The 13,993-nt window shown below is 40.7% G+C and carries 14 protein-coding genes; 13 read left to right on the top strand and 1 reads right to left on the bottom strand.

Annotated elements, in window-relative coordinates:
- The 10 genes from walK to BQ5796_RS15475 all read left to right on the top strand — a co-directional run bounded on the left by walK (nt 1) and on the right by BQ5796_RS15475 (nt 9,948).
- Entirely contained in the window at nt 1-1,827 is a 1,827-nt protein-coding gene (gene walK, locus BQ5796_RS15520) for a cell wall metabolism sensor histidine kinase WalK (protein WP_071461045.1), read from the top strand.
- Nucleotides 1,824-3,143 (top strand): YycH family regulatory protein, encoded by a 1,320-nt coding sequence (locus BQ5796_RS15515; RefSeq protein WP_071461044.1) that lies wholly within the window; start codon nt 1,824-1,826, stop codon nt 3,141-3,143. The genes walK and BQ5796_RS15515 overlap by 4 nt, the downstream gene beginning before the upstream one ends.
- Nucleotides 3,124-3,909, top strand: coding sequence for a two-component system regulatory protein YycI (locus BQ5796_RS15510; protein WP_071461043.1), 786 nt, complete (start codon nt 3,124-3,126; stop codon nt 3,907-3,909). The genes BQ5796_RS15515 and BQ5796_RS15510 overlap by 20 nt, the downstream gene beginning before the upstream one ends.
- 6 nt (nt 3,910-3,915) lie before the next feature.
- On the top strand, nt 3,916-4,710 hold the full coding sequence (locus BQ5796_RS15505) for an MBL fold metallo-hydrolase (protein WP_071461042.1): 795 nt from the start codon (nt 3,916-3,918) through the stop codon (nt 4,708-4,710).
- Between the two features lie 263 nt (nt 4,711-4,973).
- Nucleotides 4,974-6,200, top strand: coding sequence for a S1C family serine protease (locus BQ5796_RS15500; RefSeq protein ID WP_071461041.1), 1,227 nt, complete (start codon nt 4,974-4,976; stop codon nt 6,198-6,200).
- 169 nt (nt 6,201-6,369) lie between these two features.
- Nucleotides 6,370-6,534: a CxxH/CxxC protein gene (locus BQ5796_RS15495; protein WP_071461040.1), complete on the top strand. Its 165-nt coding sequence runs from the start codon at nt 6,370-6,372 to the stop codon at nt 6,532-6,534.
- A gap of 90 nt (nt 6,535-6,624) precedes the next feature.
- Nucleotides 6,625-7,110 (top strand): 23S rRNA (pseudouridine(1915)-N(3))-methyltransferase RlmH, encoded by a 486-nt coding sequence (gene rlmH, locus BQ5796_RS15490; protein WP_071461039.1) that lies wholly within the window; start codon nt 6,625-6,627, stop codon nt 7,108-7,110.
- Between the two features lie 246 nt (nt 7,111-7,356).
- Nucleotides 7,357-8,115 (top strand): ABC-three component system protein, encoded by a 759-nt coding sequence (locus BQ5796_RS15485; protein WP_071461038.1) that lies wholly within the window; start codon nt 7,357-7,359, stop codon nt 8,113-8,115.
- Nucleotides 8,115-8,348, top strand: a complete 234-nt coding sequence (locus BQ5796_RS15480; protein ID WP_071461037.1) for an ABC-three component system middle component 7 — start codon at nt 8,115-8,117, stop codon at nt 8,346-8,348. The genes BQ5796_RS15485 and BQ5796_RS15480 overlap by 1 nt, the downstream gene beginning before the upstream one ends.
- Complete coding sequence (locus tag BQ5796_RS15475) at nt 8,332-9,948, top strand: DUF2326 domain-containing protein (protein WP_071461036.1); 1,617 nt, start codon at nt 8,332-8,334, stop codon at nt 9,946-9,948. Before BQ5796_RS15480 ends, BQ5796_RS15475 begins: the two co-directional genes overlap by 17 nt.
- Nucleotides 9,949-9,984: 36 nt before the next feature.
- Here the strand turns inward: BQ5796_RS15475 and BQ5796_RS15470 are convergent, their stop codons facing one another.
- Nucleotides 9,985-10,386, bottom strand: a complete 402-nt coding sequence (locus BQ5796_RS15470) for a 23S rRNA (pseudouridine(1915)-N(3))-methyltransferase RlmH (protein ID WP_071461035.1) — start codon at nt 10,384-10,386, stop codon at nt 9,985-9,987.
- 191 nt (nt 10,387-10,577) lie between these two features.
- Between BQ5796_RS15470 and BQ5796_RS15465 the strand changes: the two genes are divergently transcribed.
- The 3 genes from BQ5796_RS15465 to BQ5796_RS15455 all read left to right on the top strand — a co-directional run bounded on the left by BQ5796_RS15465 (nt 10,578) and on the right by BQ5796_RS15455 (nt 13,631).
- Nucleotides 10,578-11,255, top strand: coding sequence for a DUF6431 domain-containing protein (locus BQ5796_RS15465; protein WP_071458604.1), 678 nt, complete (start codon nt 10,578-10,580; stop codon nt 11,253-11,255).
- A 199-nt stretch (nt 11,256-11,454) separates the two neighbouring features.
- Complete coding sequence (locus BQ5796_RS15460) at nt 11,455-12,834, top strand: DDE-type integrase/transposase/recombinase (RefSeq protein ID WP_071460622.1); 1,380 nt, start codon at nt 11,455-11,457, stop codon at nt 12,832-12,834.
- Nucleotides 12,831-13,631, top strand: coding sequence for an ExeA family protein (locus tag BQ5796_RS15455; RefSeq protein WP_071460621.1), 801 nt, complete (start codon nt 12,831-12,833; stop codon nt 13,629-13,631). Before BQ5796_RS15460 ends, BQ5796_RS15455 begins: the two co-directional genes overlap by 4 nt.
- Nucleotides 13,632-13,993 lie beyond the last annotated feature (362 nt).

Raw genomic sequence — 13,993 nt, 5'->3', positions numbered from 1 at the left:
ATGAAAAAGGTTGGTTTTTTTCGCTCTATCCATCTTAAGTTTGTCATCATCTATGTACTCTTGATTCTTGTAGCGATGCAAATCATCGGGGTATATTTTGTCCGGAAGCTTGAGGATACTTTGATGACCAACTATCAGAGCTCTCTGAAGCAGCGAGTGAATATGCTTGTGTACGATATTGAAGAAGAAATGGTCAAGGAGCGAGGCAAGCAGGATCCTACAAAAGAGGAAGACATCCGTAAGATACTGAGGGATTATAATTCATCCGATATCTCTGAAATCCGTGTGATTGACGGAGGGAGCCTGCGAATTCTTGGGACATCCAATGAGAACAATCAAAGCATTGTCGGCCAGAGGACAACGGAACTGAAAATCAAGCGGTCCATCGTCCTCGATAAGGATGAAGGCGACATTGTGCTCGATGAAAAGACCGGCAAACGGATTTGGGTGCAGGCGACGCCGATTCATTCAAATAAGGAAGTCATCGGCGCGGTGTATCTCGTCGCCAAAGTGGAGAACATCTTTTCACAAATGAATGAAATCAACAAAATTCTTGCGACAGGAACTGCCATTGCTTTGTTGTTCACTGCGGTGCTCGGGACGCTGCTTGCACAGACAATTACAAGGCCAATCTCCGATATGAGGAAACAGGCGCTTGCAATGACACGAGGCAATTTTTCACGAAAAGTTAAAGTGTATGGCTACGATGAAATTGGGCAGCTTGCCCTCACCTTTAACAACCTGACGAAAAAATTGCAGGAGGCCCAAGCAACGACAGAAGGGGAAAAACGCAAGCTAAGCTCTGTTATTTCCTATATGACGGACGGTGTTATCGCAACGGACAGGCGGGGAAGGATTATCTTAATCAACGATCCGGCAGCCGAGATGCTGAATGTTTCACGTGAAACAGTGCTATCGCAGCAGATTGTTTCTGTTTTGGGGCTCGAGGAAGACTATTCGCTTGAGGATCTTCTCCAAGAAAAAGAATCGATTATCCTTGATTATACGACAGGTAATGAACCGTTTATTCTTAGGGTTAATTTTTCCGTCATCCAGAAGGACAGCGGTTTCGTGAATGGGTTAATTGCGGTTCTCCATGACATAACTGAACAGGAAAAAATCGATATGGAGAGACGCGAATTTGTGGCGAATGTTTCCCATGAGCTCCGCACACCGCTCACTACGATGCGAAGCTATTTGGAAGCACTGTCGGATGGAGCGTGGCAGGATGAAGAAATCGCTCCTACTTTCCTGCAGACGGCACAGACAGAGACGGAAAGAATGATTCGGCTCGTGAACGATTTGCTGCAGCTTTCCAAGATGGACAGCACGGACTATCATTTGAAAAAAGAGTGGGTCAATTTCCCGGTATTTTACAACCGTATCATCGACCGTTTTGAATTGACGAAAGACCAGAAAGTCACTTTTATTCGCAAATTGCCGGACCAAGCAATGTTTGTGGAAATTGATGAGGATAAAATCACTCAGGTGCTTTACAATATTATTTCCAATGCGCTGAAGTATTCCCCAGAGGGTGGAAGAATTACTTTCCAGACAGAGGAACAAGACGGCAGGATTCTTGTGAGCGTTGCTGATGAAGGCGTAGGTGTACCGAAAGACAACTTGAAGAAAATATTTGACCGCTTCTATCGTGTCGACAAAGCGAGGACACGCAAGCTTGGAGGGACAGGCCTAGGGCTTGCCATTGCCAAAGAAATGGTCAATGCGCACGGAGGAGAAATCTGGGCGAGCAGCATCGAAGGAAAGGGAACGACCATTTATTTTACGCTTCCATATGATTCGACAGCGGAGGATGATTGGTCATGACATATGAAAATATTAAAACAGGAATCTTAACAATCCTAGTCGTATTGAGCGGCATCATGACATGGAGCATTTGGACATACCAGCCAACATACGAGACGTTGAAAAACGGTACGACAGACGAAGAGGTGGCATTCAGCTCTAAGCGTGAGTTGAAAAAAATCGTTCGCCCGCATATTCTGATGGTGCATACAGGCGGCAAGCATTACGGGACAACGGATAATTATGACATCGACAAAGCTGTCGCCATTCTGGGAAAATGGAAGTATTACAGTGCGAGAAAATATCCAGGAAAACAGGATAATTTGAACGAAACCTTTGCACGCCAGGCAAACACAGAAATTCTCTTTCCAGCAGGAGTGCCGTCGGAGATTTACCGGCGTGTGCTGACGTTCGAAGAGGAGAAGATTCCTAAATTTGATTTTGACCGGATCATCGTACCGGGAGAAGCGCAAAAACAGGAGGGACTGATTTACTTTACCTCCTCTAAAAATCAAACCGTTTATACCGCCAACGTCAATCCTTCTGCTATAGAAGAGTTTTCGGAGCTTTTTCAGAAAAGCTATGCGAGGATGGATCAATACTTTATCTACCAACTGGCAGAAAATGAAGTGTATCTTCCGGAAGATGGCCTTAAGCTGCCGAAATATACGTACTATAGCAATCCGCTTGAACCTGAGAAATTGAAGGATGCGTTGTTCAAAGATCCGAGCTTTGTACAGAAGAGCATTGTGACAGATGGGGAGGAGTATATGGACTCATCTCGCCGGATGAGCGTCAATAAGGACTCGAGGATCATCGACTACGTAAATCTGCTGAGCGACAACGATGGTGTTATTGGCACTACTTCGCTCTTGCAGAAGAGCATTGATTTCGTGAATGAGCACAGCGGCTGGACGGATCCGTACCGGTATGTATACAAGGATGATTTCAACCATCGCGTCGTTTTCCGAATGTATACGAAGGAAGGATACCCGATTTTCAACAATAGCGGTATTTCAGAAATCAGGCAATGGTGGGGACAAAGCGAGATTAGCAAGTATTTGCGGCCAAGCTTCAATCTGGAACTGCCAATCAATCCTGATCCGGAAATGGACATGCTCCCATCAGGAAGAGAGGCGGTCACAAGCCTGAAGGAGATGCCTAAAGTAAGGGAAGAACTCGTTACCAATATTTCTCCAGGCTATTATATGTCCTTCGACCCGATGGACAAATCGCTCATTCTCCTTGAGCCAGGCTGGTTCTATGAGTATGAAGGACAATGGCAGGAGCTTAAATATGGGGAAGGAGGAAGGCATAATGGATTGGAGCAGGATTAAAACCATTTTCATTCTTTCCTTCCTTGTGCTCGATTTTTATCTCGTATATCAATTCATGAACACAAAAAATGAAGCGAATTACGAGCTGTTGAAAGAAGTGAAGATTGAGGACAAGCTGAAGAACGATGAAATTACTTATAAAGAGCTTCCGGAAGCGGCACAGAAAGAACGTTACCTCAGCGTGAAGCCGAAAGAATTTTCAAAAGAAGAATCAAAGCAGCAGACAGCAGGAAACGCGGAACGCACCTCCCTTAGGGTTACGCTGGAGAAGCCAATCAAGCTTAGCGGGAAATTTGAATCATCCGAACTTGGTCCGTTTATAAAAGGATTCGTACCGTATGGGGATGATTATCAGTTTTGGGAGAAGGATGATCACAGCAAAACGATTGTCTATTTTCAACAGTATCAAGGTAAGACTTTTTACAATAATCTCAACGGGAAGCTAACGTTCCATTACAATGACCAGAATGAAGTCTACGCATACGATCAGACTTATTTGGAAGTGCAGGAAGAGCTAGCGGAACGGCAAGAAGTTCTCCCAGCACTTAGTGCAATTGATACATTATACAAAAAAGGCCTCCTGAAGCCGAAGAGCAAAATCACCAATGTGAAGCTCGGCTATTCGACACTTGTCCAGCTGACTGCATCACAGGTGCTGGCACCGACGTGGCGCATTGAGGTTGATAACAAAGAAAATCTATTCGTCCAGGCCTTTGAAGGCCAAGTCATTCAATTTGGCAACGAAGAAAATAAAACAACGGAGTGAGAGAATATGACTTTGCATTTTAGTGTTCTCGCAAGCGGGAGTACGGGAAATGCGATCTATGTAGAGAATGGGGAACATTCTTTTCTGGTAGACGCCGGCATGAGCGGGAAGCAGATGGAAGCATTGTTTAACGAAATTGGCCGAGATATTAAAAATCTTTCCGGCCTTTTCGTCACGCATGAGCATAGCGACCATATCAAAGGCGTCGGCATTTTGGCACGGAAATACAAGCTGCCCGTATACGCTAATGAAAAAACATGGCAGGCGATGGACGGACTGATCGGAGAAATCCCTGTCGACCAAAAATTCGTTTTTGGCATGGAGTCGGTGAAAACATTTGGCTCGCTTGACATCGAATCTTTCGGTGTCTCGCATGATGCCGCAGAGCCTATGTTCTATGTTTTTCACCAGGACGGTAAAAAGCTTGTGCTCGTTACAGACACTGGCTATGTCAGCGATCGAATGAAAGGCATCATTTCCAATGCTGATGCCTATGTGTTCGAAAGCAATCACGACGTTCAGATGCTCCGAATGGGGAGATATCCATGGAATGTCAAACGCCGTATCTTGAGCGACGTCGGCCACATCTCAAATGAAGACGCTGCCATTGCAATGAGCGAAGTCGCAGGTGATAACACGAAGAGCTTTTATCTCGCGCACCTTAGCCTCGATAATAATATGAAAGACCTTGCAAGAATGTCCGTTCAGCAAACGCTTGAAAGCCGCGGTATCCTGATTGGGGAGCAGTTCAATCTGTATGACACAGACCCGAAGAAGCCGACCGTACTTACTGCCGTTTAATACGGTGAAAAACGCCTGAGCAGGGGCGTTTTTTTTCGTATATTGATGCTAGTTTTTGCGCTGTAGTAGAAAGCTTTAACATATGGCTCGGATAAAGGGTATGGAGAGAGGAATCTCGTTGGGAAAAAAATATGCATACTAACCTATTTACAAGGCAAACATAAGGGTTTTCATTAGATTTTTCGGATGAAAATTGTATAATGTGGTTATGAAGAGAGTAATCTACTCTACAGTCGTTGTATGAATGAAAGGGCTGATACAGTTTGGGTTATTATGATCAAGAGAACCAAAGCCGTTCGCAGCTGCAAAAAGGAAAAAGAAGCAGTGCATTCTTATCAGGACTTGGAGGCGCATTGCTAGGGAGCGTACTAGTAATTGCTTCTATCCCGACACTTTCCGATATGGATCTCCTTCCATACGATGTTGTCCCGGATAATCAATCAAATGTAGTACAGCCAGACAACAACAAGAAAAGCGGGTCAACGAACAATGTTTCCCTCAATGTGCAAACGGACATTACAAAAGCAGTGGACAAGGCAGCGCCTGCAGTTGTAGGCATTACGAATATCCAGGAATCCAACTTCTGGGAAGAAAGCAACCAGGAAGGAACAGGCTCTACTGGGTCTGGTGTGTTGTATAAAAAGGCTGGCGGCAAAGCATTCATCGTGACGAATAATCACGTCATCGAAGGTGCTGCAAAATTGGAAGTCACCATGAAGGACGGGACGAAGCTGCCAGCAAAACTGCGCGGCAGAGATCCGTGGACGGACCTTGCAGTCTTGGAGGTTGACGGCAGCAAAGTAAAAACAGTCGTTGAGTTTGGAAATTCTGATGCTCTTAAGGCTGGAGAACCTGTCGTGGCAATCGGCAATCCGCTAGGACCAACCTTCTCAGGCTCTGTTACCCAAGGCATCATTTCTGGATTGCAGAGGACGATTCCTGTCGATATCGATCAGGACGGTGTGCCTGACTGGCAGGCGGAAGTCATCCAAACAGATGCTGCAATTAATCCAGGAAACAGCGGCGGCGCGCTGATTAATATCGGCGGTCAGCTTGTTGGAATCAACTCGATGAAAATTGCAGAGCAGGCGGTTGAAGGAATTGGGCTATCCATTCCAATCAATTACGCCCAGCCTATCATTGATGATTTGGAGAAATTCGGCGAAGTCAAGCGGCCGTACATGGGTGTTGAAATGCGCGCGGTGAACGAAATCCCGGCATACTACCAGCAGGAAGCGTTAAAGCTTCCGAAGGATGTTGCTTACGGTGTGGCCATCAAGAGCGTGGAGCCTGGTTCGCCAGCGGACAAAGCAGGCTTGAAGGAAATGGATGTCATTGTAGAAATGGACGGCGAGAAAGTGAACGATGTTATCGATTTGCGAAAGCATCTTTATGTGAAAAAGAAAATTGGCGACAAGCTCGATATTAAGTTTTACCGGGGCGGCAAGCTGACGAAAACGAATATGACGCTCGTTCAAAAAACTGAATAAGTGAATTTGTGGATAAAGGCAGAGGGCAAATGCTCTCTGTTTTTTTGTGGATATCCTATACTCGCGTAAAAAGATGTTTGTGATAAAATGATTGTGGATAAATTTTTATCAAAAGAAATGGTTGAACGGAAGGAAAAAAGAAAACGCTAAGGGGAAAGGAGGGAATGAGATGAAAATCTATTGCTGCGCGGAACATGTAGAATTGGCCTTAGATGAAGCGGTTGATGAGCAGGAAACGGCACCAATTCTTGAAAAGATAGAAGCTGTGGACAAGCAGCCATTCACATGTGGATACTGTGGAGAACTAGCTATATATATTGTGGCGAACGAATGATCCCATACCAAATGTGGATAGTGGTGTGAATATGTGGATAACTACTGTGGGTATCTTGTTTGTAAACTGTTTGTAAAGTGGGGATGGCGTGTGAATATCTCAATCGTGACGGTTGGAAAGCTAAAAGAAAAGTACTTAAAACAAGGAATAGAAGAATATTTAAAGCGCCTCGGAGGCTATGCAAAAGTCGAAGTCATCGAAGTGGCCGATGAAAAGGCGCCAGAGGAACTGAGCGAAATCGAAATGGAGCAAGTGAAGCAGAAAGAAGGAGAGCGCATTCTCGCCAAAGTATCACAAGACGCCCATGTCATCGCCCTAGCCATCAACGGAAAACAAAAATCCTCCGAAGAACTGGCCCAAAACCTCGACAAGCTCGCTACATACGGAAAAAGCAAAATTGCCTTCATCATCGGAGGCTCCCTCGGCCTCAGCGACCAAGTCCTAACCCGGGCCAACGAGCACCTCAGCTTCTCCAAAATGACCTTCCCGCACCAGCTCATGCGCCTCATCCTGGTCGAGCAGATCTACAGGGCCTTTCGGATTAATCGGGGGGATGCTTACCACACCAAACCCTAAAACAAGTTTTATAGATATTAATGAGTCTGTGGAATTTATTTTGTATATGACAGATGGCGTTATTACACGATTGAAAAGAGTAATATAACAGGAAAAGGTGACTCTATTTAGTCGCCTTTTTCTTTATGACAAAACAAATGGAAAATAGAGGATTTGTGAATTTTTTGTCGAATGGTAAATGATAATGGTGTTTTCTATTAATACATAAAATATATTGAAGTGTTACATTTCTGAGGTGTTGTGTGGATGCAGACTAATAGAAGAAAACTTTCTCAAAATGAAAATGCTATACTCCTATCTGAAGTTGAGAGCATTTGTCCTTTATGCACCAAACCTCTCATGTACGAGAAAAAGGGTAGAAAAGAAAAATTGTTTGAGGGAGCACATATATATCCTCTGAATCCTACTCCTGAAGAAGATGAATTATTAAAAAATGAAGAACGACTTCATGAGGATGTAAATCATTTAGATAACTTTATTGCTCTTTGCAGAGATTGTCACAAAAAATTTGACAATCCAAGGACTGTTGAAGAGTATAGGAAATTAGTTGATATTAAAAAATTTTTGTTAAGCAGAACTAAAACTAGAGCAAAATATTATGATTATCAAATAGAGATTGAAATAAAACAAATCTTAATGGCTCTTGTAGAAGAATCTGATGTATCATCTGAGAGCCTATTAAGAATGGATGCTTTAAAGCTTGACGATAAAGCAGATGAGACATTAACAGGATTAACAAAAAGAAGAATAAGAAACGAAATTACGGATTATTATTTATATATACAGGAGCAGTTCCGACAATTGGATAAGCAATACCCGACGTCTTTTGAGACGATTGCATCGCAAGTTAAGACTTTTTATTTAAAATTAAGCAGGACAGAGACTTCACAAGAAGTAATCTATGAGCTTCTTACTGAATGGTTATCAAAAAAGACAGAAAATGGTTCATTAAATGCGTGTGGAATAATTATCTCATTTTTTATTCAAAACTGCGAGGTATTCTAATGATAGTACCGAATAAGGTAATTAGTTATAGTGAGTCAATAATTGGGAAAATGCTATATGTTCTTAAGCGAATATCAGAAAAAGAAGTCACTATCGAACATTTGTATTTAAGTACCCAAGATTATTTTGAAGAAGTCGATGAATTTATTTATTCGTTAGATGTTTTGTATCTACTTGATGCAATCCAAGTAGACTTTAATAAAGGGGTAGTAAAATATGTTAAAAGAGATTAGGTGTGAAATATTTAAGGAAAAGGTAATTGAGTTTCACAACGGTCTAAATGTTGTTTTAGGTGATAACTTAGGTTCAAATTCAATTGGGAAATCAACATTATTAATGATTTTGGATTTTGTTTATGGTGGTAATACCTATATAACTCACAACAAGGATGTAGTGTCGAAATTAGGACACCATGAATTCTTATACATATTAGAGTTTCTAAAGGTTAAATTATATTTTATTAGAGGCACAGAAGAGCCTAATATTATTTATAAGTGTAATAGTGAATTTGAAAAGGAAGAAGAAATTAAATTAAGTGACTTTAATAATCTCTTAAAAGAGTATTATAAATTACAATCAGATAGTTTAAAATTCAGGTCTGCAGTTAGCCTTTTCTCTAGAGTATGGGGTAAAAATAATTATGATGTTAAGAGACCCCTACATAGCCATCATTCCGAGAAGAATATTGAAACTATTACTCGACTTATCAAATTATTTAATGAATACGATAAACTAGCTAAAGAGGACAAAGAAATAAAACAATTAACCGAATCAAAAAATGTCCTAAACAAAGCAGGAAGACTTAAATTCATTCCGAAAATTACTAAAAAGGTTTATGAAAGTAATTTGAAAGAAATTGAAAATCTTAAAGGTGAGATTGAGAAGTTAAGCAAAAGTGCGTTTAGTCCAGTTATAAATATTTCTGAAATTATTTCTGACGAATTAATTGAGTTAAGGGAACGAAAAAATATCTTGATTGAAGAACGGGATTATTATAAATCAAGATTTAATAGGACTAGTAAAAAAATAACAAAATATACGGATGTTGGTTTTGAGAAACTTTTGGAATTCTTTCCAGATGTAAATATTGAAAAATTAGAGTCTATTGAGGATTTTCATGAGGGAATAAGCTCAATATTGAAGAAAGAACTTAAACGAGCTAAACAAGAATTAAAGCGAAAGATTGAGTCATTAAATAAGGAAATTGATGAAATAAACAAAAAGTTAGAACAGGTATTAAATCCTAATGAGGAACAGAATGTATTTATTGATAGCTTAATTGAATCATCATCAAGATTAAAAAGCCTTCAATTAGAAAATGATTACTTCAATAAGTTACAATCTGTAACTGATGGAATAGCATCAAAGACCACATCCTTAAGTCAACTAAAAGAAAGCATTGTAAAAAAAATAAAGTTAAAGATTAATTCCAAATTGGTTGAAATAAATGATTCAATTCATAATGACAAAAGGACACCGCCTGAATTAGACCTAACTTATAACAATTATGAATATAAATATCTTGAAAATACGGGCACAGGTAAAGCGTTCACTAATTTGATTATTTTTGACTTAGCTATCTTTACTTTAACAGAATTGCCTTTTATAATTCATGATTCATTCTTGTTTAAAAATATTGAGAAAGCAGCAGTCGAAAACCTTATCAGTTATTATAATGAATTAAATAAACAGGCTTTCATAGCAATTGATGTAATAGATATTTATAGCGAAGACACACAAAAAATCCTAAAAGAGAAAAAGGTAATCCAACTGTCAAAGGATAAATTATTGTTTATACTGGATTGGCGAGATAATCCCATTGAAAATGAATAATTACCACAAATAAAAGGTGACCCACTTGGTCACCTTTTATTTGTGGTATGGCTCATTATTGAGAATGCGATATGAACGGTAAATCTGCTCAAACATTATGAGTGTTTTAATTCCTAAGTCCATTTCCATTGGACTAATGGCTAATACTTCATCATGGGGTAAATTATCAGCACCAATAATAATAGTTACATCTGATTTGCCTGTTATCCCTAATTGATTTATTTTTTCAGCGAGTTCCTCTGATGTTACCGTTGTTCCCATAACAGAAATCAATATCTTATAGGTCTTATCTGAAAATTTTTTTAAGAGCTGTTCTTCGTTCTTAAAGTGTTGTAATTTTACTTTACAGTATCTGCTCAAACGCTTCTCATATTCCTTTATACCTTCGAGAAATGTCTTTTCAATTTTATCTCCAACAATGTAAATTTTAATATTCATCGTAAAACCTCAGTTACATTATTTTATTTCTACTAATTCATACTACTGTATTTCTAAGATGAAACACAAGCAACGCTAGAATTATGAATGAAAACAGTGTGTACGCTGCCATATTCGTTGGCAGTGTTTTTTGTTGTTTTAGGAAAAAATTGTGGCGGTACAATTTTAGAAAATCATGCGACAATAGATTAATGTTAATCATTCCCTGGCGGGAGGAGGGGCAAAAAGGGCCCGAAGAGACAGCGTTCCTTCAGCCTAATTTAGCCAAAACCATGACTAGGATAAAGTATCTTGGTAGAACAATCAGAGAATATTTAAGATATTATCAGGATGTACCACCTCCTTGCGATGAGAACTGTCCTGATTGTAATAGAAAATTATATAAGCATGGCCGGTACTATCGTATGGTTATCACAGGGAAAAAGGCGAGAAGGATTCCGATCTACCGATGGTATTGTCCTGCTTGTGGAAAGACTTTTTCATTATTGCCAGATTTTCTCTTCCGCTACCAAATCCATAGTGGGCAACTTTTACAAAGAGCCTGGCTTTTGCGGTATGTAAAAGGTCGAAGCTATTCTTTTATTCAAACGTACTTCTCGCAAAATGTTTTAGGGGGAGTAAGCTACAAAACTGTTAAACGATGGGATCGGCTTTGGAAGGGCCCGCTCAAGTCTCTTGTCCAATTCCTTCTTTCTTCAACAGTTGAAATTAAGCCATTTGCATTTGAATTTCAAAAAATTAAGCACTTAACAGTGGAACAACTTCTATTATTCCTTCTCCCGTTGGCATGGGAAATTTCTCATCCTACCACCCCCTATCCTTCCTGTGGTTACTTCCAATGGATAAATCAGTTAAGAGAAAAAATATAAACCACTCCATCCTTTACTCCCCATCCCACTCTCCGCCTACTTTCTTTCCGAATCCTGTTTCTCCCCCCTTCGGGGTATAATCCTCCTAAAATATGTATTTAAAACGAACGTTCCCACAGAATTTGGGCTCTCCCTTTTCATTGGTTCCTGTTATTTAATGAAACTTGTAGAAGTTGATTAAAAAGAGGGAGAGTTTTATATGGACGAAAAGCTTAGAAATGACATTGCCTTATACCGCTTTGGTTTGATCGCTGAAATTGTCACCAGAGAGCTCCCAAAAGGAGAACAAGCACAACGGCTTCGTAGCATCGCAGAGGCTGAACATATGAATCCATATGGAGAGATGCAAAAGGTCGGCATCCGTACGCTGGAAAGGTATCTGCAGCTTTATCGCAAGGGAGGGTTTGAGGCATTGAAGCCGGTGAAACGAGGCGGATATGCACCAAGGTCTATCTCAAAAGAGATACTGGAAAAGGCCATTCAATTGAAAAAGGAACGCCCAGAGAGATCGGTCGAACAAATTATCCGCATGATGGAGTTGGCAGCCATTATGCCAAGGGGAAGCATATCCGAAAGCACCCTCTCCAAACAGTTTAGGAAAGCAGGTATAACGAAAAAACGGCTACAACAAACACCTGTAGGCAACCAGTTTCGCCGCTTTGAATTTCCGTATCGCAATGCCTGTTGGCAAGGGGATGTCCAACATACTTTGTATCTTCCGGATCCCAAGGATTCAAATAAGAAGCGAGTGGCCAAGTTGTTTGCATTCATTGACGATTATAGCCGATTCATTGTGCATGGGCAGTTTTACTTTGACGAAAAAGGTGCGCAACTGGAAGACTGCTTCTTTAAAGCCATCTTAACTAATGGAAAGCCTGAACAAATCTATGTGGATAACGGATCCATTTATCGCGCAAAGGCGTTGGAGACAACCTGCGCAAAGCTCGGGATAAAACTGTCCCACTCTACTCCAAGACGGCCACAAGGGCGCGGGAAAATTGAGCGTTTTTTCCGATTCGTAGATACGTCCTTCAAGCCTGAGGCTTATGATCTGATCGAATCAGGAAGGATTCAATCCATTGAACAATTAAATCGGTATTTCCACATTTGGAAAGAATCCATTTATCATGAAAGAACACATGGGGAAACGAAGCAAGCGCCGAAACATCGCTGGGAAGAGTGTGAGCAACCTACGGTCTCCATCTCCTTTCAGGAACTAAAGAACGCCTTCTTTTGGGAAGAAGAGCGAAAAGTGGACAAGACAGGCTGCATCTCTTTTCAGGGAAATAAATACGAAGTGGATTCCCGATTGGTCGGTGAAATGATTACTCTCCGTTTCGATCCTAATGACCTGGAATCAATCGAAGTATGGTTTGACGGACAACAGTTTGAAAATGCAATTCCTTTAAAACTTGCCCGTCCAAGACATGAAAAGGTAGCTTCTGAAACCTCAAATAGAGCTGAAGAAGAATCTGGCCTCAACTTTTTGGATTTAACAGAACCCGACCATGAAAAGAAACAAAAGGAAAAGCGAGGGTCATTAAGCTATCAAACTCTTATAGGGGGAAAAGAAGAATGATTGCAAAACATTTTGGATGGAAGCACACTCCATTTCAAAAGGACATTCCTACTAGACACTTATTCATGGCAAAACAATATAAAGAGCTGCAGGCACGGCTGACATTTATGATTCAGCAGCGTTCATTCGGTCTGATTACCGGGGAAGTCGGCGCTGGAAAATCAACCGCCATCAGGTCACTGAAAGAACGATTGGAAGCAAATCAGCATGTTTTTCTTTATTTATCTGACTCAGCTTTAAAACCCCGCGATTTTTATCGAGAAATGCTTCTCCAGGTAGGAATAGAACCCAAATTTCTGGCGAGTGATCTCAAACGACAATTTAAAACAGCCCTCCTAGACATCTATGAAAACAAAAAGAAAACGCCCGTCGTAGTGATTGACGAAGCGCATTTATTGTCATCATCGATGTTACAGGAAATCAGATTCCTAACAAATTTTCAAATTGATTCCCTGTCACCTTTGGCCCTTATTTTGGTTGGACAGCCCGAATTAAGGGACAAGCTCCGTCTAAGAAGCCTGGAAGCCATTTCTCAAAGGATCAATACCCGCTTCCACCTTGATGGGATGAGTTTCGAAGAAATGATAGAATACATCAAACATCAATTGGAGGTGGCAGGAGAAAGCCGCCAGGTTTTCACGGATTCATCATTAAAATTAATCTTTAAGGAAACTCGAGGCATTCCGCGCTTAACGAACCGTTTATGTACGGAATGCCTGTTAGACGCAGTTTCCAGGAAGCAGGAACTGGTAGACGAAAACTCGGTAGAGCGAGTCATAGATGACTACCGGTTTTAGGACCTGAAAAGGTCCTTTTTCTGTTTAGAGAATAATATAAATTTGAAATAAATTCAATGGAACTTTAAACCATATAATGCCAACGAATTTGACTTAACTAAAAAGGAAACGAAAGTGACGGTGGCGAAAATAGTCTGTTGCCGTCATTGTCGTTTCCGAAATAAACGCCATTAAAAATGGCTCTTAACATGATGTACGCTGCCATATTCGTTGGCAGTGTTTTTTGTTGTTTTAGGAAAAAATTGTGGCGGTACAATTTTAGAAAATCATGCGACAATAGATTAATGTTAATCATTCCCTGGCGGGAGGAGGGGCAAAAAGGGCCCGAAGAGACAGCGTTCCTTCAGCCTAATTTAGCCAAA

The sequence above is a fragment of the Bacillus massilinigeriensis genome (assembly GCF_900111815.1).
GTDB classification, from domain to species: domain Bacteria; phylum Bacillota; class Bacilli; order Bacillales; family Cytobacillaceae; genus Mesobacillus_C; species Mesobacillus_C mediterraneensis.
This window is presented reverse-complemented; position numbering and strand designations above follow the sequence as displayed.

Bases quoted from the DNA above. Each gene is read 5' to 3' on its own strand.
- walK (WP_071461045.1), top strand. From the start codon at position 1: ATGAAAAAGGTTGGTTTTTTTCGCTCTATCCATCTTAAGTTTGTCATC.
- BQ5796_RS15515 (WP_071461044.1), top strand. From the start codon at position 1,824: ATGACATATGAAAATATTAAAACAGGAATCTTAACAATCCTAGTCGTA.
- BQ5796_RS15510 (WP_071461043.1), top strand. From the start codon at position 3,124: ATGGATTGGAGCAGGATTAAAACCATTTTCATTCTTTCCTTCCTTGTG.
- BQ5796_RS15505 (WP_071461042.1), top strand. From the start codon at position 3,916: ATGACTTTGCATTTTAGTGTTCTCGCAAGCGGGAGTACGGGAAATGCG.
- BQ5796_RS15495 (WP_071461040.1), top strand. From the start codon at position 6,370: ATGAAAATCTATTGCTGCGCGGAACATGTAGAATTGGCCTTAGATGAA.
- BQ5796_RS15485 (WP_071461038.1), top strand. From the start codon at position 7,357: ATGCAGACTAATAGAAGAAAACTTTCTCAAAATGAAAATGCTATACTC.
- BQ5796_RS15480 (WP_071461037.1), top strand. From the start codon at position 8,115: ATGATAGTACCGAATAAGGTAATTAGTTATAGTGAGTCAATAATTGGG.
- BQ5796_RS15475 (WP_071461036.1), top strand. From the start codon at position 8,332: ATGTTAAAAGAGATTAGGTGTGAAATATTTAAGGAAAAGGTAATTGAG.
- BQ5796_RS15470 (WP_071461035.1), bottom strand. From the start codon at position 10,386: ATGAATATTAAAATTTACATTGTTGGAGATAAAATTGAAAAGACATTT.
- BQ5796_RS15465 (WP_071458604.1), top strand. From the start codon at position 10,578: ATGTTAATCATTCCCTGGCGGGAGGAGGGGCAAAAAGGGCCCGAAGAG.
- BQ5796_RS15460 (WP_071460622.1), top strand. From the start codon at position 11,455: ATGGACGAAAAGCTTAGAAATGACATTGCCTTATACCGCTTTGGTTTG.
- BQ5796_RS15455 (WP_071460621.1), top strand. From the start codon at position 12,831: ATGATTGCAAAACATTTTGGATGGAAGCACACTCCATTTCAAAAGGAC.